Genomic DNA, 19899 nt, shown 5'->3' on the forward strand with positions numbered 1-19899 from the left:
AGCGCTGGGCTACTTTTTGGCCTATACATTATTCCTAACTATTTTGCGCTTCATGGACAACTTTCAGCACAGTTACGAAATCTTCTATCTATTAAACAATCCTGATTTTATGCCGCCGCAAAAAGGTAATCGCCAATACGAAGAAGAAAACACTTACAGCAATCTACTTTCCCATAAGATGCCGTGGCTGAATCTATTAGTACTTAATTTTTGTTATCACAACGCTCATCACGAAAAGCCAACATTGGGCTGGTACAAATTGCCGTCTCTACACAAAGATATGTACCAAGGCAACTGCCCACAAGAACTCACCTTCTGGCCTCAATTGGTGTCCTTTCATAAACATCGTATCGGACGCATCCAAGCGGAGGAATATGGTGAAGGAAATGTAGCAACACAGTTAAAAAACAGGGAAGCCGTCGGTGTTAATGCCCTCTCCTTTTTAACTGCATTCTGACGAGCAACCGATAAATGCTGCATAGAATCGATAAAATACAAAAAAGAACACGCCTCTTGTTTGAGTTTAAACAAAGCGTATCTACATCGACCAAAATCATACTTGGCATCATTGCTTGGTTAGCATTTGTATTGATTTGGCAACTAGCCGCTAGCGCTGACAATCCATTATTTCCAGCGCCTGATCAGGTAATCCATGCTTTATGGACGCTATTTACCGAGCGTGACTTCGCGTTCGACGTCTTATCAAGCTTGCAGCGAATACTTATTAGCTTTGCCATAGCCGTCGCAATTGCGCTACCAATCGGCGTACTCATGGGGTCGTTCCCGCTGATAGAAGCCATGTTTAACCCATTAGTATCGGCCTTCCGCTACTTACCGGCTCCAGCATTCATTCCACTACTTCTAATGTGGCTTGGCACTGGCGATACACAAAAAATAGCCTTACTCATACTGGGCGTTATTTGGTTCTTAATTACGCTTATATGCGATGCAACGAAGCAGACGCCCAACGACTTCATCGAGAGCTCAAAAACCCTCGGAGGCAGTCGCCGTATTATTGTATGGACGGTAATTTTACCAGCGTCTTTACCCAGTATTATCGATGCTTGCCGGCAAATGTTAGCCGTGAGTTGGACCTACCTCGTTATTGCCGAAATCGTCGCTGCAACCGATGGCATTGGTGCCATGATCATGCGCGCTCGACGCTTTGTTCACGTCGATGAAATTATGGCAGGTATTTTAATTATTGGATTACTGGGCTTGCTCTGCGACTTAGCTTTTCGTGGCTTGCACTGGGTGATGTTTCCTTATCTACGTCGCCGTTAAACGATTTTACCCCTAGGAGAAAGATGATGAAAAGCACCTTAAAAAGTACGATTTTTCGACCCTTATTGATTCTACTCACCGCCGCTAGCATCGCGGCATGCAGTAAAGAAAGTACACCAGAGCCAGAAGCTAAAGCAGAAAACGTGAAAAAAGAAATGGTGAAAGTTTCTCTCTTTTCTTGGCCTGGTTACGGTTTTTGGTATATCGCCAAAGAAAAAAACCTTGTACCCGAGTTAGAACTGGATATTCAGATCATCGAAGATCCGTACGAAAGTTTTGGTTTAATGACCGCAGGACAATTAGACATTACCTCTAGCACCGTAGAGTATGGCCCTATCGCCGTTGATCAAGGTGTACCCGTTAAACTAGTAACGTACACAAACCCTTCTTACGGCACCGATAAAATTTTGATGCGCTCTGATATAGCAACACCGCAAGATTTAATTGGTAAAAAAGTCGCCGTATTAGAGGGCGGTCTAACGCAAATTTTCATGGGTATTTGGCTTGAAGAAAATGGCGTAGCTATTGATCAAGTCGAGTTTGTTAACGTCATTATGGATGAAGCCGTTGGCGCTATGTTAGGTGGCGATGTAGCGGCCGCAGAATTCTGGGAACCGTTTGGCAGCCAAGCGATTGCCGGCATGCCTGAAGCAAAGATCATGGCAACTTCAGCAGAAGACAAATGGATCAGTACTGCACTATTGGGCGATGGCATGTACATGACCTCAAAGCTCTTAGAAGAACGCCCCGAAGCGGCTAAATTGGCGATGAAAGCCTACTTTGCCGCCGTCGACTGGTGGAAAGCTAATCCTATTGAAGGTAATAAAATCATTGCCGACGCGATTAAATTCAGTGAAGACGATGTGGCCATGGTCATCGGTAACGACGGTGAGATTCTAAAAGGCGGTATTTTTGTCTTCGATAAAGAAGAAGCAGGACGCTTTATGGGCCTCATTCCAGGCGAGCTTCCGCTAGGTATGAAAAATGGCCAAATCGTCGAGCACTGGAATACTACTAATACTTGGTGGAATAAGTTCGGACAAACCAAAGCCTCACACGACTGGACAACCGGCGTCGTTACCGCGCCATTAGCGAGTGTACTAACTGACGCTGGTTTAAAGACGGAATAATTGTGACAGCACCTGAGATAGCAATAAAAGACCTAACGTTGGGTTTAAAAGCAGAGCGTCTGGGGAAGTCATTCCCTGGGCGCGACGCCCAAGTAATCGCTGTTAGCGATGTGAATTTCGCGGTCGCCCCCAGAGAAGTATGTATATTACTTGGGCCGTCAGGTTGCGGAAAGTCCACCATATTGCGCATGATTGCAGGTTTAGAAACCCCATCAGAAGGAAGCCTCACTTTAAATGGTGAATTAATTACCAAACCAAACCGCGAACGCGGCATGGTATTTCAAGGGTACACCTCGTTTCCCTGGCTCACCGTGCGTGAAAACGTCGCTTACGGCTTACGAATTAATGGCGATGTCAGTGCCATGCGGGAAGGCACCGTTGATCACTTTATTGAGCAAGTTGGCTTAACACGGGTTGCCAACGCATGGCCACACGAGCTATCTGGGGGAATGCGTCAACGTGTTGCTTTGGCACGGGCGCTTGCCAACAGCCCCAAATTATTATTAATGGATGAACCGTTCGGAGCATTGGATGCGGAAACCCGCTGGCAAATGCAAGAACTATTACTATCGGTCATTCGCAAAGAACGTATGACCGTCATCATGGTAACGCATGATGTTGAAGAAGCATTATTACTAGGGGATAAAATCGTTTTTCTATCTAGCCATCCTGGGCGAGTAAAAGAAATTCTGCACCCGCCATTTAAAAATGATACGAGCATTACCACGCGCGAAGAATTACGTAGCCACCCTGAATACTCTATGATGGAAACTAAGATTTTGAAAATGATGCGCGAGGAAGGTAACCACTAACCCATTATTAGCGATTAAGGTTGAAAAGCTATAAGTGATTCAGCGCAGAAAGCAAACGCTCTAATTCATGCGGTTGTACTAACCCCAAGCGCAATAATCCTTGCTGACGAAAACAACGCGTCCAAATTTTATGCTCAGCCAATAAAACTTGCGCGGCGGCAACGTCAGGCAACGCTAAAGTACAAAATAGCGAAGTGCTCCCGATCAGATTGAAACTCGTCAAAGCTTCTCTCATTGCTCTGCTGCATTCTTGCAAACGCTGGCGTTGAGCGCATTGCCACGCTATATCCTCAAGCGCTTGTTGCGCCAACCACAGACTTGCACCCGCAAGCGGCCACGGTCCGATACGCTGGGCCAGTGCGGCTCTGATATCACCACTGGCGAACAACACGCCAAAGCGCAAACCCGCTAAGCCAAAGAACTTACCTAATGATCTCAAGACAATCATATTAGCCGGCATATCAACCGCCAAGATGCTTTGCTCTGGCGTCGCATCAATAAAGGCTTCATCACACACCAAGTAACCACCAACAGCGTCTAATTGTTTTGCCCACTGTTGCAAATCAGTTGACGAAAATAATTCACCACTAGGATTCCCCGGATTAACCACAATTAAAACATCGGGCAAATCCGTACCGTTTAAAAAGTTAGCTTCGATCTCGTCTTGGGTTAATTCTACAACTGCATGCCCTTCGGCACGCCAGCAAGCCGCATGTTCACCATAAGCCCCTGCTAAAACCCAGACCTTTGCACGAGTAAAACACTGCGGCAAAACTTGAATAGCAGCCTGACTTCCCGCGACTGCAAGCCCAGCAATACCGTAATAAGATTCTATTGCCTGATTTAATTCATCGTTAAATGATGGCAAATCGTGAAAAACAGCGTCAGGAATAATGACTTTATGCTTATTTTCCGCCCACCAACTGAACGGGCTAACAGCACTGGATAAATCCAACCATTGTGATCGCTCGCCGCCAAATTTTTGTATCGCATAAGACAAGTTCGCGCCATGCGCAATACTCTGCAATAGCGGCTTTATTTGAATCGCCATTTATAACGTGCTCGCTAATGCAAAAGCTAGCGCAACTAAAGCGCACATGCTTAAAGCGAATATACAAGCACGGCTTACCAATAAAATCGACACTGGTATATCCACCGGGGTAGCCGGTGATCCAAATCCCATTAGTGGCTTATCCGTCCAGACACCGTGGTAGCATGCCCGCGCACTTAAACGTACGTTCAACGCGCCCGCACCTGTCGTCATTACCACACCACCATTAGGGCTATCACAATCACGCGCCTGAACTCGCCAACACGCCATCGCTTTCATACCGTGCTTGCCAGCGACTAGAATAAAACACAGCGCGGTTAAGCGCGCGGGGATATACGCCAGCACATCATCCAAACGCGCAGCCGTTTTACCAAAATATAAAAACCGATTATTTTTATAGCCCCACATAGCATCTAAGGTATTTACCCAACGGTGCAACAATGTAAAAACTGCCCCGCCGATAAAAAACCAAAATAACGAAGCAAATAAAGCATCCGAAGAATTTTCTAAAACACTTTCAATATCCGCTTGTGCAATTTCATCAGCATCTAACTCTGCAACATCACGGCTGACGATCCAACTGAGCTTTAAGCGAGCTTGATCAATGTCGCTCGCCATCAATGCTTGCCACACGGCCAAAGCGTGTTGCTGCAAACTTTGCCAACCAATACATAAATACAGTACAGCCACCTGAGCAATACACCAGCCCACCAGCGATACATCAGCTAAAAGTGCAAACAGCCAAACCACGAGTAATAAAGGCGATAGCACAATCGCTAAAGCCAAAGCACCTATGACTATACCAAGCTTGCCGCCCCCCTGATTTAACCGCTGCTCCCACCAACTCGCCCAGCGGCCAAAGCCAACCAAAGGATGAAAGCGCGCCGGCTCGCCCAATAAGCGATCGAGTAGCAAAGCAAGTACGCTCAAAACCACTAGTAAAAGAGGAAACCCAACCGAGGGAATTACCGAGGAATCAAAATAGAAAAACAGCATGTCACTAGCGCCAATGAATATTGGCGCTAGTTTATCAGAGAATTGCCGTTATGATTTTTTACTGAGCAACAGACAGGTCAACCGGAACGATATACAGGTGGTTACCGTCAATCGTATTGGTGTCCAACATCTTTTGCTCTAAATCACCTTCAGCGGTAGACCAAGTGGCAAAGTCATCATCGTTAAGTATGCCTAAGTACTGATCGTTGATCACCCAAAGGCCTTCCATTTTATCGTGGGCATAGTTCACTTCAGCAACCATATCCACCACCAAAGATTTCTCTACCGGCACAATGTTATTGCTGCTTAACGTCGACCAGTCGCCATCCGCTAGAACCTGTTGTTCCAGCGTATTACCAGCAATCGTTAACCCAAGATCTTCGTCTTGAACTAAATCGCCTGAAGCAGCGATAGATTCGATGTCAGTACCTGTATTTAAATCAATACGATAAACATGTTTCATAGCATCAGGGGTTGCCGCATCAGCACCATCTGGACCACCGTAAAGGAAACTACCGTCGCGTTCGATAACCAAAAATTCAGTAGCACTAAGCGCTGCAATTTCTGAGTTAGAGTTAGCGCCTTTTTCTTGCTTATACAGATACTGATGAATCGCCCCATCTTCAACGTTAACCGTAACGATACGGGTAATATCCATATTCTGAACCGACTTGTTTGGCAATTGCATGGTCGATTGCATAATACCAACCAATGTTTTTTCGTCTGGCGTAATCGCTAAACCTTCCATACCACGATTAGCACGGCGATAAGCAAACTCAGCTGGCAAATGATGGGTTACACGTGTATCGCTAGCGAACGCATTAATACGATCAATTTCTTTACCGTCCGCATCAAAGTGAACCATGTGCGGGCCGTATTCATCGCTGACCCAAAAAGAACCATCTTTTAATGCAACAAGACCTTCAGGATCTAAGCCGTAATCATCTAGCTTAACGGGATTTGTGGTTTCATCGTAAGGCTTGCTGCCATCCACCAACACCGGCGATCCATCCGCATTGTAAGGGGTTTCACCCGTTCCACCCAATGCAGAAGTATTCGGTAAACCGGTAATTAACGTGCCATCAGGACGTTTTAATAACACGGTTTTAATTAACGAAATTTCGCCGCTGGTGCTCACTTCAAACAAACCGATACGAGGCGTGTAATCTGGTGTAGGGAATTTTTTACCTTTGCCATATGCACCCGTATTAAAGGTCGCATTAGGGCCGCGGTCCGTTAATGCATAAAAACGGTTGTCACTGGCAGGATCTTTCGTCATTGCCGAACCAAAGCCACCATTACGTATTTCAAATGGTAAAGCCGTGCTTACATCAACCAGATCAGCGCGCAATACGCTATAAGGAAGAACGACACCATCCGCAGGAAAATTATCGGTAAAAGCTTCAGCGACAGGACTCTCATCAACAACTACCGATGAATTATTGTTAGACGAATCACCGCCACAACCCGTTAAAGCGATAGATGCAATCACCGTGGCTAGTAATGATTTATTAAATTTCATTATTTTTCCTATATTTAATTATTGGCAAAAAGAAGGATCATATTGGTAAACGAAACGAGTTTTAGTCTGGGCATTGGCATCCACCCATTGACTAAGCCCCTGAATGGAAATAAATGCATCGCGAGCTCTATTAACAACTTTTTTTGTATAATTTACCGAGCTATCGGCGTATTTAAATGAAATCTCAGCAACGGCAGGTATCGTATTCTGAGATGGCGAACCTATATACCAAAGCGTAATACTGAACTCGGCATCAAACTGGCCTAGATCAATAAATACGTTTTTATAAACACGCTCATTAATCATCAGATTGCTAACAACACTGAGGCTTGTGCTGTCACTAAAACCATAATTACTAGCAAACCCAGGAAAGTGTGCATGAATATCATCCATGCGGTTAATCGTGCGAGAGTTTTCTGCTGTAGTAGAATGACCGTACTGAAACTTAAAGTTATTATCTGCACTAACACCTACGTCAGCTTCCAACTTAGTCTGTGCGCCAATGGTCGATGACGATAAATCCTCAAAGTCAGAGATATATCGATCAGGGCTACGAAACTTTAACGTAACTTCTGACTGACCACTTTCAATGCGCTCACGAAAAGCATAATCAATGTTATTGAGTACACAGCTTCCTTGAGTATCAAAAAACTCAACCTGACGGTCATGTGTTAACTGTGCCGTACCGCTAACATTGCGATTTATGGCTGCCTCAACAACCGTTTTGACATCAGCCATTAAATCCTGAACATCGCTGTATTCTGTCGTATAGCTAAATAGAGAGGCATCAAGCATAAGCTTGTATTCACGCGAAGTGACATCAGGATTAGCCTGTACAGAGCCAATAAAAGTAAACCCAACAACGAGGAAAAAACAGACCTTGCGAAACATCTAATAAGCCCCTTTTTTTAATCTTCCAACTAATAAGGTGAAGCAGATTAAGGGACTTTGATGAATCAATTATGACAGTTTAAATAATATTAAGACGAGCTGGGGTTTTAAATGAGCTGTCGTGGAAAGTGACGTAAATCAACAGGCCCCCTCATAAGCAGTATATTTGACGGCGTTTTTGTACCACTTTTTGTACCACCTCAGAATTGAGGTTCGAAAGGATGGCTGGGAACTCCATATTTCAGGAGCTTCCAGCACCTTTTGGAGCTAACCGATAAGCCCAAGTTTTAACATGAGCCGTCTTGATCAGTGCTGTCCCCTGAACCGGCTAGCACCCAATAAAAAAGCCCCGAGAAACAAGTTCTCGGGGCTTTTAGTATTCAAGTGGAGTCAACCGATAAGCCTAAGTTTTAACATGAGACGTCTTGAACAGTGACTGTTCCTAGAACCGGCTTGCAAGCAAAAAAAAGCCCGATCAAATTTCTTTGATCGGGCTTTTAGTATTCAAGTGGAGTCAACCGATAAGCCGGGTTCTGTCTTGAACAGTCATTCGTCTAGGCCTGCAATCACTCACAGGCTCAAGCAACCTACCCGTTCCCAGCGCGGGCCGCGCCTATAGGGAACCTATTTGGTCTTGCTTCGAGTGGAGTTTACCATGCCACGAACTGTTGCCAGTCGCGCGGTGCGCTCTTACCGCACCCTTTCACCCTTACCTGTGCTATCCGAAAATAGCCATCGGCGGTTTGCTCTCTGCTGCACTTGTCGTAGGCTCGCGCCTCCCAGGCGTTACCTGGCACTCTGCCCTATGAAGCCCGGACTTTCCTCCCCTTACTTACGCAAGCGGCGACTGCCTAGTCAACTCCGCGCCGGAGTCTACACGAATCCTCATCGACTGTCTCGGCAAGACTGCCTAGTGCTACATAAACCACGCGGCGGCTACACAAAACCATAATTGATGTCTCGGCAAGACTGCCTGCCTAGTGCGACACAGACCAAGCGGTTATCGAACTGGTGCGATAATATTCAACGCTATACTTTCCATGCGAATTTCAAGCGGTAACTGCGTTAGCGAGTCGCCATCGGCTTGCACGGGCTCAGGGTTGTGTTCGTTATGATCGGAATCCGTAATAACGATGTGTTCACCAGAGACAGATACGATGCCAGGCATACGCTCCAGCATTCCAAAGGGTAAAGCCAACAGTGTTAGCAAAAAACGCGCTGGATTTTGGCTCGACATCATTAATATCTGGGTCTTCGGATGACTCAACTCCGCGTGTCGAGAAATCACAAACGAGCCACCATAATAACGACCATTGGTTACTACAACAGAATTCGCTTGGTATTCCTTTCCGTCAATATTTAGGTGATAGCGCTTAGAACCAAATAGCTTTAAATGCTTCAGCATTGAAAGAATATAAGCGAATTTCCCCACGCGCTTTTTAAGATCAAGGTTCACGTTATCAACAACCCAAGCGTCGTAACCCACCCCTGCCATTAGCAAAAAGCGACGACCGTTAATTCGCCCAGGATAAACCAAACGGGTTGCGCCATCACGAATCATTCTGACGATTTTGACGGCGTTACGGCTAATCCCTAATTCCTTAGCCAACACATTCGTTGTACCGGTAGGGATAAGCGCTAAACGATAAGAACTGGCATCGCGATCAACAAGGCCGTTAACAACTTCATTGACTGTGCCATCACCACCGGCGGCAAGTACTATATCTAACTCGCCGTCATACGCTAATAAGTAGCGAGTCGCATCGCCAGCTGCTTGAGTGGCATAGTAATCGACCGTCATCCCTTCGAGGCGAAGCCCTGCAATCACGCGATCTATCAAGGGCATACTACCGCTTCCTGAAACAGGATTATGAACGATTAAAACATGAGTCACGATGCTAGGGTTCCGAACAAAGGGGGGCGCAAGATTATAGCGGAAGAAGCCTTCTGCCTCCATTCGCCGTAACCCACTCTAATCCTAGGCCGCAAGCAAGGGTGTAAACACCTTATCCCACATTTCTTCGTAACGTTTACGATGCCAGCCGATGTGTCCTATGCGCTTCTGATTAACTTCGCTTGGCGTTACGGTAATACGGGTCATTGGTGCCCCCACAAAATACCGGTGTAACAAGTCGACGTTTTTCTTCGACATCATGTCGTCATCACTAAAAGCGATGGAGGTTATGGGGGTCTTTACGTTAGCAAAACGATCTCGCAACCATTGCCCTTCACTGCCGATGGCATATTCCTTGTTTAAGCACCAACGACGCCATTGCATCATTACGCCCTTCGGCATATCGCACATCACTTTGATTCTATCGCCGGGAAAATAGCCTAATACAGGCACCGTCGCAGGCACTAAGAAGTACCACAAAAACCACGCAACGCGTTTGGTTGGCGCAGCGTTATACCACCAGGTTCCGGTGCCACAGGCCACGGTGATAGCGCGATCAATTTTATCGGTACTCGCCATCATACCCAGCACTTGGCCGCCAACGCTATGCCCGATCCACGTGCGTTCTTGAGTAGGAAATTCCTGCTCAACAAACGCCAATACTGCCGGGCAATCGTTAGATGCCCAACTTAAAATATCACTTTTACTGTACTGAACATGTCGATCGACCGACAAACCGACACCATCATAATCGAAGGTCACTACGTTATAGCCATGCGCAGTCAACCAATAGGCAAAATCGTCATATAAATACTGAGCAACACCCGCAGCAGGAGCAATAATACAAACACCATTGGCTAGCGGTTGATCCTTTAATTGAGCAGAAAAAATCCGAGAAACAATCGAATGACCAGCGGCAGTTTTTAATTTTTCAGTTCGAATTAACATGATAAAGCCCCGTCTTATACAACCTATGGGTAATTAAAATCGTTCAAGAATAAAATTAAAAAAACGTAGTACTGTAGCTATTTCTTCAGCGCTAAATTCTTGTTGAAATTCATTATTTAAACGGTCGACTAGTGGCTTTAATCGTTCTACTTTATTTATGCCTTCAGGCGTAGGCCAAAGTTTGACGGCCCGCGCATCATCATCCGAACCGGCACGTTGCACTAATCCATTTTTTTCCATTCGGCCAATCAAACCAGTGATCGCAGATTTATTTAAATCCAGCGCTTGGGCTAGATCTTTTTGTCCACAACCCGGCGCTTTCGCGATATACATCAGAGCGGCTAACTGCGTTATCGATGCATCAAGCTCTTGCTCGCACATGTTATCAATATGCTTAAATAGCTTTTTTTGCGCCATGTTGAGTAAAAAAAATAAACGCTTATCCACCGATAAAAATCCCACTTCGCCAAAGTAGTTTACATATGAACATTATATAGTTCATATGTAAACTATATTCTTGTAACGATAAGATCTCATGAGTGAATCAATCGAAAATAGCAGAGAAAAGCAGAAGAACTTACATAGCAGGGGCACAGGAAAACTGACCAAGTAAAGTCATAAACTTGCGCCCATCGAACGGCACTGATAGCGTACCAGCTCCATCAATCTCTAGCAGCGTGTAATCAAGGATAGCGAAGATGACCGCGCCAATCGACGACGTAGCAACAACACTGGCTCAAGCTTTCGCTCACGACCCACTGATGTGCTCGTTCTTCCCTTATGAACAAAACTCCAGTGCCTTGTCGTATTACACCTTCCGTTTTCTTGTTAGCCACTCGCTCGCCAATGGTGAAGTCACGTTGGCTCACACCAACGACCAAATAGTGGGTGCCGCTTTGTGGCTAGCATCAAAAAATGCTGAACGTACCCTAATGGATGAGATACGTCACGGTGGCATCGCCATGCTCAACAAACAGGGGGTTAAAGCGATACTGCGACAAATTCGAGCCAGCGCGCAAATGCAACAATTGCATCAAACACTGATGCACGCACCCCACTATTACTTATCCATTTTGGGTTTAACAAAAGAAGTGCGTGGCCAAGGCCTTGCTACTCAATTAATAACGCCCATGTTGGAACGCGCGGATTACGAACAAAAGCCCTGCTACTTAGATACCCACAACGAAGCCAATATCAATCTTTACCGGCATTATGGGTTTGAAGTAGTTCATGAGGGGGTTATGAAAGATTTAAAAGTCCGCCATTGGGTGATGATCAGGCAGCCGCGAAACAATTGAACCTAGGAATTAACTAGCATTTTTAATAAATACTAAAAATATATATTAAATTTTTTAAATAATGATCAGCCGAACGCTGACTGATCATTATTATTTCTCGTATAAATTAGAACTTAAACTAATATCCGTACTCATTTTCATAATCTTCGTACAAGCGATCGGTCTCACGCTCTTCCGAACTTTTAGATCTGAAGGAATGTTTTAGCTTTCTTGCTTTATTTTGTAATCGCTCAATTCGACGCGAAACGGCTCGGCTAGCTCGATCAACGGCAAGGTCAATAGCAGAATGAAAATGCTCTTGTTTATCGTCGATCACAATATCATTTTTGCCATCTAGCTTAATCAAGACTTTACAGCGTTTGTCTTCACCGCCTTTAGGGCCGTTGACATCTGACAAAGTCACTACAATTCGCTCGATTTTATCGTCACGAGAACCCAGCGCGTAACTAATACGACGTTTCACATAGTCTTTTAAATCTTTAGTTAGAGCCACGTGACGAGCTTGAATCTTAATCTTCATACTGATCTCCTGTGTCCGCTAGCGGACGAGTTAGAATGAAAATTTACTCTAGCGGCCAGAAGAAAAATGGAAAAATCGAATTATTAGTGGTATTTAGAAAGGTTTTTTCGATGAGTTTAAAATATTAATAATATCAGAGGGTTACATTCCAAAGAGAGTGTATTCGCAGCTGTTTGACAGTGTAAAATTTTGTAAGGGTTACTATTTCTGAATAGTGTATTAGATTTTCTCTACTGCATCAGTGATGCTAAAAATACGGACACGTAATCAGAATCGACCCAAATAAGTCTTATCTCAGACAAGATTACGCAAACTAAGAATAAAGAACCCCATTGAAGCCAACTTCCTAACCACTTAATATCACCTCTCATTGTTTTGCTAAAGTCGCAGCTAAATACCCCCTGCGATAATAGACTAAATGGGAAGAACATAGGGATATGGCCGATTTCGAGTTAGAAGATAAACACGGCAACCGCTACCGCATGCGCCAAGGCGCAGGCCCAACGTTTTGGCATCCCGAAAAAATCGGCACCGAAGCCCAGCACGCCATTGGGATCACCAATGTCGCAGGCACCGCCGCCTTTGAATTAATACTCACCATCATAGTGGCCGCGGTTACAGGTGGTGTTGGAGCTGTGGCCGCCATTGGCAGCAAAGCGCACCTAATTAAGAAATTCCAAAAAGTTGGGGATTTACTGCAAGACTTCGCGAAAGCAACGCGGTCGCTGAAGCTGCAAGCCAAAAAGCGGAAAACAAAAGGTAATAGCGCCAAGTTTTCTGACATGGAAGCCGATCAGGTACAGGCGAAGAAGACCGATGCGCATGGGGCTGAGACGGGAGAAATAAGTAATTCGAATATTGTACCTGCAAGCGACGGACAGCCTGGTACATTGTACCGACGTGATTCAAGGGGACCAGAAGAAAATTGGCAACTCGCTAGACGAACTTAAAGAGAATTTATCATGTCGAAACTAACTCTTAACATTGTAGAAGCCGAAGCCAATGGGGCTACATCATTTTTACTAACCTTAGCTTCTAAAAAAATAATTGCATCAAAAGGCCTAACATCAAATTTCATCTTGGGCTCTTTGCCCGGCATTCCAAATGACGAATCGAAAATCCATCAAAATTTTCAGGAAAACAAAGAGTTTAGAATCACACTTATTAGCTTTATTAACGCTGAATTAGTTCACCAGAATGAGTTTATAAATCAAGCCAAAGCTCAAGAATCTGGCTGGATCTATTTGATTGACCAAAGAACTTCAACACCAAAAGATGACGTTCCACCAGAAGACATCATTGGCGGTTTTCAAATCGAAAGTGGTAAAATCGTAAAGTTCATTCCAAATAAAAAACACCTCTTAATCAGTAATTCTGGCGTTTTTAGTCTTGGAAATAGCGCCAACAAACTATTTCTTAAATACATGGAGGATTTAACATCCAATCCTAATATCGAGTCTTGATATTTATACTATCAGTGGATATTAGGCTACTGCACTTCATTTTTTATAGCGCCCTTTCAATAGAGACCCGTCTCAAGCTCTAGATCGATATCCTGTTGTTAAACTCTGCTATTTATCAATGCATCCAAAAGGCAAGTCGAATACCATTAAGATAGACAGCCTTAATTGAAGTCGAATGCAAATAACGCCTATATATCCAAGTCATTCCCTACCAATATTACGCAAAAAAATAAAAATCCATGTTCGACATCATTCGCCAACCCTCCTCACCTAATCATTCCCATATCAAAACCTACAGTGGTCCATAAAATCAATTGGCCCCCGCTTATAAATGTCCTATATTACCGCAACATCATTCACCGATAGGAAATTCAGGTGTATCAAAACAGGCAAGCATTAGCGCTAGGCACATTAGCATTTCTATTTTTTGCAGTAATTATATCCATTGGATTGTTAATGTGGGGTTGGCCAAAGTACAACTTGTATCGAATGGAAATGCATGGAAGGGCTGCTCTCAAAGAAGCCGAGTGGTCAAAGCAAATATTGATCGAAGAAGCCAGAGCACAAGAAACAGCGTCGCTGATGCAAGCTACAGCCCGAGTGACATTAGCTCAGGCCGAAGGTGAAGCGCAAGTAGTTAGGGCCAAAGCTGAAGGCTTGGCCGATATCGAAAGTGCCAAAGCGGCTGCAGAAGCAAACCGAATAATTGGCGAATCGCTGAAAGGAAACGAAGAGTACCTTAGGTACATATGGATTAAAGGTCTTCATGACGGAAAAGGCGAAAGGATCTATATCCCAACAGAAGCTGGCCTTCCGATTCTAGAAGCTGGTCGAGGAAAATAAAACCTCCTGCCGAGCGTAGGAGGCACTCAGGTCGCGACCAAGTTTCGCTCTTACAACTTGGTCGCGATTACGAACAAAATACGTTCGTAGAGTCGCTCCTACAATTCGGCGTTGGGGTCGGTAACCTACCCGCTCCTACACCTTCCCCTGCATCTCCAGCGCTTTCTGATACAACACTTTTTTATTCTCGCCAGTCAGTTCGGCAATAATGCCTGCGGCTTTTTTCGGTGGCAATTCGGCTAGCAGTAATTTAAACAGTTTTTCGGTATCAACCTCTGAGCCTGAAATAGGTTCTGGGTTACCGGCGACCATCACCACGAATTCGCCTTTTTGCTGGTCGGCGTCGGCCAGTAGTTGGGTGCGAATATTACCGAGTGTGCCGTGGTAGAAGGTTTCAAAGGCTTTGGTGAGTTCGCGCGCGACGCAGGCGAGACGGTCGGGGCCGAAACATTCTTCCATAAGGGTTAGGGTTTCGATAATGCGGTGTTTCGATTCATAAAACACAATGGTGGCTGTTTCTTGCGCTAGCGGTGCTAGGCGTTCGCGGCGGCCACTGGCTTTGTGCGGCATGAACCCTTCAAACAAAAAGCGGTCTGTTGGTAGGCCTGCGGCACTGAGTGCGGTGATGATGGCACTGGGCCCCGGAATCGGCACTACGTTGTGGCCCAGTTCGCGCAGGGCTTGCACTAGCGGGTAGCCGGGGTCAGAGATCAGCGGGGTTCCGGCATCCGACACTAAGGCGATGTTTCGGCCTTGGCTGAGCTGGCTAGCAACCTGTTCAATACGATCCCGTTCGTTGTGGTCGTGTACCGACAACAGTGCTTTGCGAAGGCCCAGATGCTGCAGTAATCTTTGCGTATGTCTGGTATCCTCGCAGGCAATTACATCGACTGAACTCAGCACTTGCTGCGCACGTACGCTGAGGTCGGCGAGATTACCAATCGGAGTCGCGACTACGTATAACGTGCCGGCTTGTATATTTGGAACAGAGGTCATGCAGGGATATTTACCTGAATTCTGGTTACGCCGTTTTGCCACCGTAGCGGTAATTAGCGGTTGTATCGGACTAAGTGCTTGCTCGACGACTCCTCAACAGGATGATCGAGCTTTTCTGGAGTCCGCACTGGATAACAATCAGCGCTTTGAGCTGGTTGTCGAAAATCTGAATGCAGGCGAGTTTCGCAATGCCGGGCTGCAATTGCAACTACTCGAAGGCAGTTCGCTCTCACCTAGCCAACAATTAGATTGGTTATTGCTGTCGGCTCGCGTTGCGATTGGCGAAGGCGATACTGTGTTGGCGCAAAGCTACCTCGATCAGTTCTCTGCCCGTATCGACTCGGCCACGCCGCAGCAAGAGCAGCAAGCCGGTTGGTTAACGGCAGCAGTGTACGAAGCCGATGGCCAGTTTTTGCAAGCAGCGCGCGAGCGAGATTTTATCTCTGGCGTGTTGGTTGGCGATATAAAACAAAGCAACCAAGAGCGCTTGTGGTTGGATTTAATGCAAATCCCCGATGGCGAGTTACTCACTTGGGCAGAAAAATCCCCCGATACACGTTTTGGTGGTTGGTTGCAGTTAGCGGCAATCAGCAAAAGCAATACCTATACGCTGGATGAACATTTAGCCGCGATTACTGCTTGGCGTAATGCCAACCTTGGGCATCCGGCGAGCATGCAGTTACCCGGTTCGTTGTCGATGTTAGAAGACATTGCCGCCAACCGCCCGACCCGTGTGGCGTTATTGTTGCCGTTAACAGGTCGTTTAGAGCGCACCGGTGCTGCGATTCGCGATGGTTTTATGGCAGCGTATTTTGCGGCGCTGAGTAAGGGTTATTTAGTACCTGCTATTACCTTGTTAGACAGCGAGCAATACCCTGCTGAAGCCCCCGCGCCACAACCCGCTTTTACCCAAAATCCGTTGCTGCTGGGCGATGTACCCGTGACAGAGCCAACGGTAACTACCGATGCCATGGGCGTTACTCCTGCCGCAGAAGTGTACAACTTACCTTATAACCTCAGCCGTGCTTACGCCGATGCGCAACAAGCAGGCGCACAATGGTTGGTTGGGCCTGTGAGTAAGCCGGAGGTTCAAGCATTGCAAGCCGCGCATATGTTGCCAATGCCAACGCTGGCGTTAAATTACGGCGACCGCAGTGACGATGAATCTCAAATCCCGTCGGCGAATCTTTATCAATTTGGTTTAGCCGCAGAAGATGAAGCCGTTCAAATTGCTGAGCGCGCTTGGCAAGATGGTCATCGTCGTGCTTTGGTGATGATTCCTGAAGGCAATTGGGGTGAACGTATTTTCGCGGCGTTTGAACAGCGCTGGTTGGAGTTAGGTGGTGAAATCGGCGAGAACCGTTTTTATGCGCCGCAAAAAGACTTTAACCCTGAAATTAAAGCCCTGCTCAACGTTGAAGACAGCCAGCAGCGTTATAAAACCATGCGTTCGTTATTGCGTCAGAGCACTGAGTTTGAGCCACGCCGTCGTGAAGATGTCGATTGGGTTTTCTTAGTGGCTTTGCCTGCCCAAGCACGCCAAATCAAACCAACGCTGGCCTTTAACTTTGCCGCTGATCTTCCGGTGTATGCCACGTCGCATGTATTTTCTGGGGCGGTTGATCCAAAACGCGACCGCGACTTAAATGGCATTCGTTTCTGCGATGCACCGTGGTTATTGCGTCATACCGAGTTGTATAACGAAGTAGAAAAATCGGTGAAAGGTGGGCAAGGAAGTTACGCTCGCTTGTATGCAATGGGCGTGGATTCGTACCGTTTGATTGCGCGTGTGAAGCAGTTAGAGGCATTCCCCGAGAGCCAAATTTTTGGAACAACGGGTGCGTTAACGTTGGATGATCAACGTCGTATTCATCGCAAAACCGAATGCACGCGCTTCCGCGCAGGCGAGCCAGTACAGCTCGCCGTAGAATGAAAGAAGAATTCAAATAAGCGTTAAAACGATTAAACAGGTGTCAGGCAAGGAGGCCAGACCATGTGGATACCCCGCAACAAGGCTAAGTCGAGCGCCAGCAAAGGCAAAACCGGCGATAGCAGTCATCGTGCCGCAGGCGAACGCCGCGAATTAGACGCCGAAGAATGGCTGATACAACGTGGCTTTGTGCCCATAACCCGCAATTACCGCACGCGCGGCGGCGAAATTGATCTCATCATGCGCGACGCCGATACCTTAGTGTTTGTGGAAGTACGTTATCGTAAAACCACCGAGCATGGCACTGGTGCAGAAACCATTACTTACCACAAACAGCAGCGATTGCGTCGTGCTGCACTACACTACCTGCAAAAGCATTTTGGTAGCCGCGAACCGCCATGTCGTTTTGATGTCATGTCGGGCACGGGCGACCCGGTGATCTTCGAATGGATTAGCAATGCGTTTTAAACGGGCTGTTGAGTAAGCAAACCTTTCTACCTATCGGCTTTTTCTTTATGATGGCTTCCTGCTATTTCGGAGCTTTATTGTGCAAGATCGCATCATTAGCCACTTCGGCGCCAGTATCGAAACCAAGACATTAGCCGCTGAAGAGCTGCCGCCTTATATTGAGCACGCAGCACAAATTATGGTTAACGCCCTGCTTAGCGGTGGCAAGATTTTATCGTGTGGTAACGGCGGTTCTGCCGGCGATGCCCAGCACTTTTCTTCAGAATTACTTAATCGTTTTGAGCGCGAGCGCCCTAGTCTTCCGGCGATTGCACTATCGACCGATTCTTCGACCATCACCTCCATCGCTAACGACTACAGCTATAACGAAGTGTTCTCGAAGCAAATTCGTGCTTTAGGTAACCCAGGCGATGTGTTGTTGGCAATATCCACCAGCGGTAACTCGGCTAACGTAGTGCAGGCAATTCAAGCAGCACACGAGCGCGATATGTTGGTGGTTGCATTATCAGGTAAAGACGGCGGCCACATGGCATCGCTACTCACCGCCGATGATGCTGAAGTACGCGTACCATCGAATGTGACGGCGCGTATTCAAGAAGTTCATTTAGTGGTCATTCATTGCTTGTGCGATTTAATCGACTGTTCGCTGTTTGGCGAAGAATAACGATTAAGCTACAACATCGAATAAAAAATGGCTGTGATTACAGCCATTTTTTTCGTCTGAAGAAAACTAACAGCCCGGCGGTTATCAGCAAGAACACACACCATAATGCTGGGTAGCCCCACTTCCATTTAAGCTCGGGCATGTACTCGAAGTTCATACCGTAAATTCCGGCAAAAAACGTCAGCGGAATAAAAATGGAAGCGAATATGGTCAGCACCTTCATCACTTCGTTCATTTTATTACTGACGCTAGAAATATAAACATCCAACAGGCCGGTTAAAATATCGCGGTAGGATTCTATCGAATCGACAATACGCATAGAGTGATCGGCGACATCGCGCAAAAAAATGTGGGTTTGCGTATCAATAAGTTTGGTTTCGCTACGCAACATAGCAGCCAGTAGCTCGCGCACCGGCGCAACTTGACGGCGCATGGTAATAATTTCGCGCTTTAAGCGTTGAATGGTGTTGAGGGTTTCTTTGTTCGATTGGGAATCGAGCAACTGATCTTCGATATCGTTAATGGCGTCGTCGAGCGAATCAATCACCACAAAGTTTTGATCCACTACGGTGTCTAAAATGGCGTAGGTTAAGTAATCGGCACCAAGATTACGAAACCGGCCTTTGCTCGAATTTAACCGTACTTGAATAGGATCAAACAAGGCATCGCGTTTTTCTTTAAAGGTAAATACGTAGTCGTTAAGTACGATTAAACTGATCTGTTCGTATTCAACGCTAAATTCGTTCGTTTCGGCAGGCACCAAACATTTAAGCACTATGTATAAATAGTCGTCGTATTCTTCAAACTTAGGGCGTTGATGAGTATTTAGAATATCTTCAAGCACGAGTTGATGAATACCAAACTCTTCGCCGATTTTTTCTATCAAGCTAACGTCGGTTAAGCCTTCGATCACCACCCAAGTAACACTTTTACGCTCGCGGTAGGCAAAAATCTCTTCAGCCGTCGTGGCAGTAATGGTCGTTATCTCGTCGGGGGTGTAATCAACAACGGTGATAAGAGAATCATCGTGATGTCTATCACCCACATGAATCAAACTGCCCGGGCGCATACCCAATTTGTCGGATGGCTTACGAAGGGATGTCATCGTGTTGTTACCTTAGAAACGTATTGCAAGAATACTCTGTTATTCGCTTTTGACTCAAACAATCCAACATACAAAAAAGCCACG

At 46.0% G+C, this 19899-nt stretch carries 21 protein-coding genes and 1 other RNA gene; 11 read left to right on the forward strand and 11 right to left on the reverse strand.

The window, feature by feature from the left end:
* From UXZ23_RS10155 to UXZ23_RS10170, 4 genes are all read left to right on the forward strand, one after another.
* The coding region (locus UXZ23_RS10155) for a fatty acid desaturase (RefSeq protein WP_320820468.1) at positions 1 to 457 on the forward strand (457 nt) is incomplete at its 5' end.
* Positions 458 to 513: 56 nt separating this feature from the next.
* Positions 514 to 1284 carry an ABC transporter permease gene (locus tag UXZ23_RS10160; RefSeq protein ID WP_320820469.1) on the forward strand — a complete coding sequence of 257 codons (771 nt, stop codon included), beginning with the start codon at positions 514 to 516 and terminating at the stop codon, positions 1282 to 1284.
* A gap of 23 nt (positions 1285 to 1307) precedes the next feature.
* Positions 1308 to 2414, forward strand: coding sequence for an ABC transporter substrate-binding protein (locus UXZ23_RS10165; protein ID WP_320820470.1), 1107 nt, complete (start codon positions 1308 to 1310; stop codon positions 2412 to 2414).
* 2 nt (positions 2415 to 2416) lie between these two features.
* Positions 2417 to 3226: an ABC transporter ATP-binding protein gene (locus UXZ23_RS10170; RefSeq protein ID WP_320820471.1), complete on the forward strand. Its 810-nt coding sequence runs from the start codon at positions 2417 to 2419 to the stop codon at positions 3224 to 3226.
* Between the two features lie 28 nt (positions 3227 to 3254).
* Here the strand turns inward: UXZ23_RS10170 and UXZ23_RS10175 are convergent, their stop codons facing one another.
* From UXZ23_RS10175 to UXZ23_RS10210, 8 genes are all read right to left on the reverse strand, one after another.
* Positions 3255 to 4277, reverse strand: a complete 1023-nt coding sequence (locus UXZ23_RS10175) for a threonine-phosphate decarboxylase (RefSeq protein WP_320820472.1) — start codon at positions 4275 to 4277, stop codon at positions 3255 to 3257.
* Positions 4278 to 5273 carry an adenosylcobinamide-phosphate synthase CbiB gene (gene cbiB / locus UXZ23_RS10180; RefSeq protein WP_320820473.1) on the reverse strand — a complete coding sequence of 332 codons (996 nt, stop codon included), beginning with the start codon at positions 5271 to 5273 and terminating at the stop codon, positions 4278 to 4280. It lies immediately after the preceding gene.
* A 58-nt stretch (positions 5274 to 5331) separates the two neighbouring features.
* Positions 5332 to 6795: an esterase-like activity of phytase family protein gene (locus tag UXZ23_RS10185; protein ID WP_320820474.1), complete on the reverse strand. Its 1464-nt coding sequence runs from the start codon at positions 6793 to 6795 to the stop codon at positions 5332 to 5334.
* 18 nt (positions 6796 to 6813) lie between these two features.
* The gene (locus UXZ23_RS10190) at positions 6814 to 7686 is read right to left on the reverse strand and encodes a hypothetical protein (protein ID WP_320820475.1); all 873 of its coding nucleotides are present in this window, start codon (positions 7684 to 7686) and stop codon (positions 6814 to 6816) included.
* A 506-nt stretch (positions 7687 to 8192) separates the two neighbouring features.
* Positions 8193 to 8549, reverse strand: an RNA gene (rnpB, locus tag UXZ23_RS10195) — RNase P RNA component class A.
* A gap of 137 nt (positions 8550 to 8686) precedes the next feature.
* Positions 8687 to 9643: a diacylglycerol kinase family protein gene (locus UXZ23_RS10200; protein WP_320820476.1), complete on the reverse strand. Its 957-nt coding sequence runs from the start codon at positions 9641 to 9643 to the stop codon at positions 8687 to 8689.
* A 21-nt stretch (positions 9644 to 9664) separates the two neighbouring features.
* Entirely contained in the window at positions 9665 to 10528 is an 864-nt protein-coding gene (locus UXZ23_RS10205; protein WP_320820477.1) for an alpha/beta fold hydrolase, read from the reverse strand.
* 33 nt (positions 10529 to 10561) lie between these two features.
* The gene (locus UXZ23_RS10210) at positions 10562 to 10975 is read right to left on the reverse strand and encodes a MarR family winged helix-turn-helix transcriptional regulator (RefSeq protein ID WP_320820478.1); all 414 of its coding nucleotides are present in this window, start codon (positions 10973 to 10975) and stop codon (positions 10562 to 10564) included.
* 251 nt (positions 10976 to 11226) lie between these two features.
* Here UXZ23_RS10210 and UXZ23_RS10215 point away from each other — a divergent pair, with 251 nt between their 5' ends.
* Positions 11227 to 11826, forward strand: a complete 600-nt coding sequence (locus UXZ23_RS10215) for a GNAT family N-acetyltransferase (RefSeq protein ID WP_320820479.1) — start codon at positions 11227 to 11229, stop codon at positions 11824 to 11826.
* Between the two features lie 118 nt (positions 11827 to 11944).
* Here UXZ23_RS10215 and UXZ23_RS10220 read toward each other — a convergent pair whose 3' ends face one another.
* On the reverse strand, positions 11945 to 12346 hold the full coding sequence (locus tag UXZ23_RS10220; RefSeq protein ID WP_320820480.1) for an HPF/RaiA family ribosome-associated protein: 402 nt from the start codon (positions 12344 to 12346) through the stop codon (positions 11945 to 11947).
* A 437-nt stretch (positions 12347 to 12783) separates the two neighbouring features.
* Between UXZ23_RS10220 and UXZ23_RS10225 the strand changes: the two genes are divergently transcribed.
* The 3 genes from UXZ23_RS10225 to UXZ23_RS10235 all read left to right on the forward strand — a co-directional run bounded on the left by UXZ23_RS10225 (position 12784) and on the right by UXZ23_RS10235 (position 14652).
* The gene (locus UXZ23_RS10225; protein WP_320820481.1) at positions 12784 to 13296 is read left to right on the forward strand and encodes a hypothetical protein; all 513 of its coding nucleotides are present in this window, start codon (positions 12784 to 12786) and stop codon (positions 13294 to 13296) included.
* A gap of 12 nt (positions 13297 to 13308) precedes the next feature.
* Positions 13309 to 13809 carry a hypothetical protein gene (locus tag UXZ23_RS10230; protein WP_320820482.1) on the forward strand — a complete coding sequence of 167 codons (501 nt, stop codon included), beginning with the start codon at positions 13309 to 13311 and terminating at the stop codon, positions 13807 to 13809.
* Positions 13810 to 14184: 375 nt separating this feature from the next.
* Positions 14185 to 14652 carry a hypothetical protein gene (locus UXZ23_RS10235; protein ID WP_320820483.1) on the forward strand — a complete coding sequence of 156 codons (468 nt, stop codon included), beginning with the start codon at positions 14185 to 14187 and terminating at the stop codon, positions 14650 to 14652.
* Between the two features lie 135 nt (positions 14653 to 14787).
* On the opposite strand, the gene rsmI is transcribed toward UXZ23_RS10235, so the two are convergent.
* Positions 14788 to 15648, reverse strand: coding sequence for a 16S rRNA (cytidine(1402)-2'-O)-methyltransferase (rsmI, locus tag UXZ23_RS10240; protein WP_320820484.1), 861 nt, complete (start codon positions 15646 to 15648; stop codon positions 14788 to 14790).
* Here rsmI and UXZ23_RS10245 point away from each other — a divergent pair.
* The 3 genes from UXZ23_RS10245 (at position 15647) to UXZ23_RS10255 (ending at position 18710) form a co-directional block, all read left to right on the forward strand.
* Positions 15647 to 17581 (forward strand): penicillin-binding protein activator, encoded by a 1935-nt coding sequence (locus UXZ23_RS10245; RefSeq protein ID WP_320820485.1) that lies wholly within the window; start codon positions 15647 to 15649, stop codon positions 17579 to 17581. The genes rsmI and UXZ23_RS10245 overlap by 2 nt on opposite strands.
* A 60-nt stretch (positions 17582 to 17641) precedes the next feature.
* Positions 17642 to 18046 carry a YraN family protein gene (locus tag UXZ23_RS10250; RefSeq protein ID WP_015486015.1) on the forward strand — a complete coding sequence of 135 codons (405 nt, stop codon included), beginning with the start codon at positions 17642 to 17644 and terminating at the stop codon, positions 18044 to 18046.
* Positions 18047 to 18122: 76 nt separating this feature from the next.
* The gene (locus UXZ23_RS10255; protein WP_320820496.1) at positions 18123 to 18710 is read left to right on the forward strand and encodes a phosphoheptose isomerase; all 588 of its coding nucleotides are present in this window, start codon (positions 18123 to 18125) and stop codon (positions 18708 to 18710) included.
* Positions 18711 to 18747: 37 nt separating this feature from the next.
* Here UXZ23_RS10255 and corA read toward each other — a convergent pair whose 3' ends face one another.
* Positions 18748 to 19815, reverse strand: a complete 1068-nt coding sequence (gene corA, locus UXZ23_RS10260) for a magnesium/cobalt transporter CorA (RefSeq protein WP_320820486.1) — start codon at positions 19813 to 19815, stop codon at positions 18748 to 18750.
* Positions 19816 to 19899 lie beyond the last annotated feature (84 nt).

The sequence above is a fragment of the Thalassolituus sp. genome (assembly GCF_034111725.1).
Taxonomy (GTDB): domain Bacteria; phylum Pseudomonadota; class Gammaproteobacteria; order Pseudomonadales; family Oceanobacteraceae; genus Thalassolituus.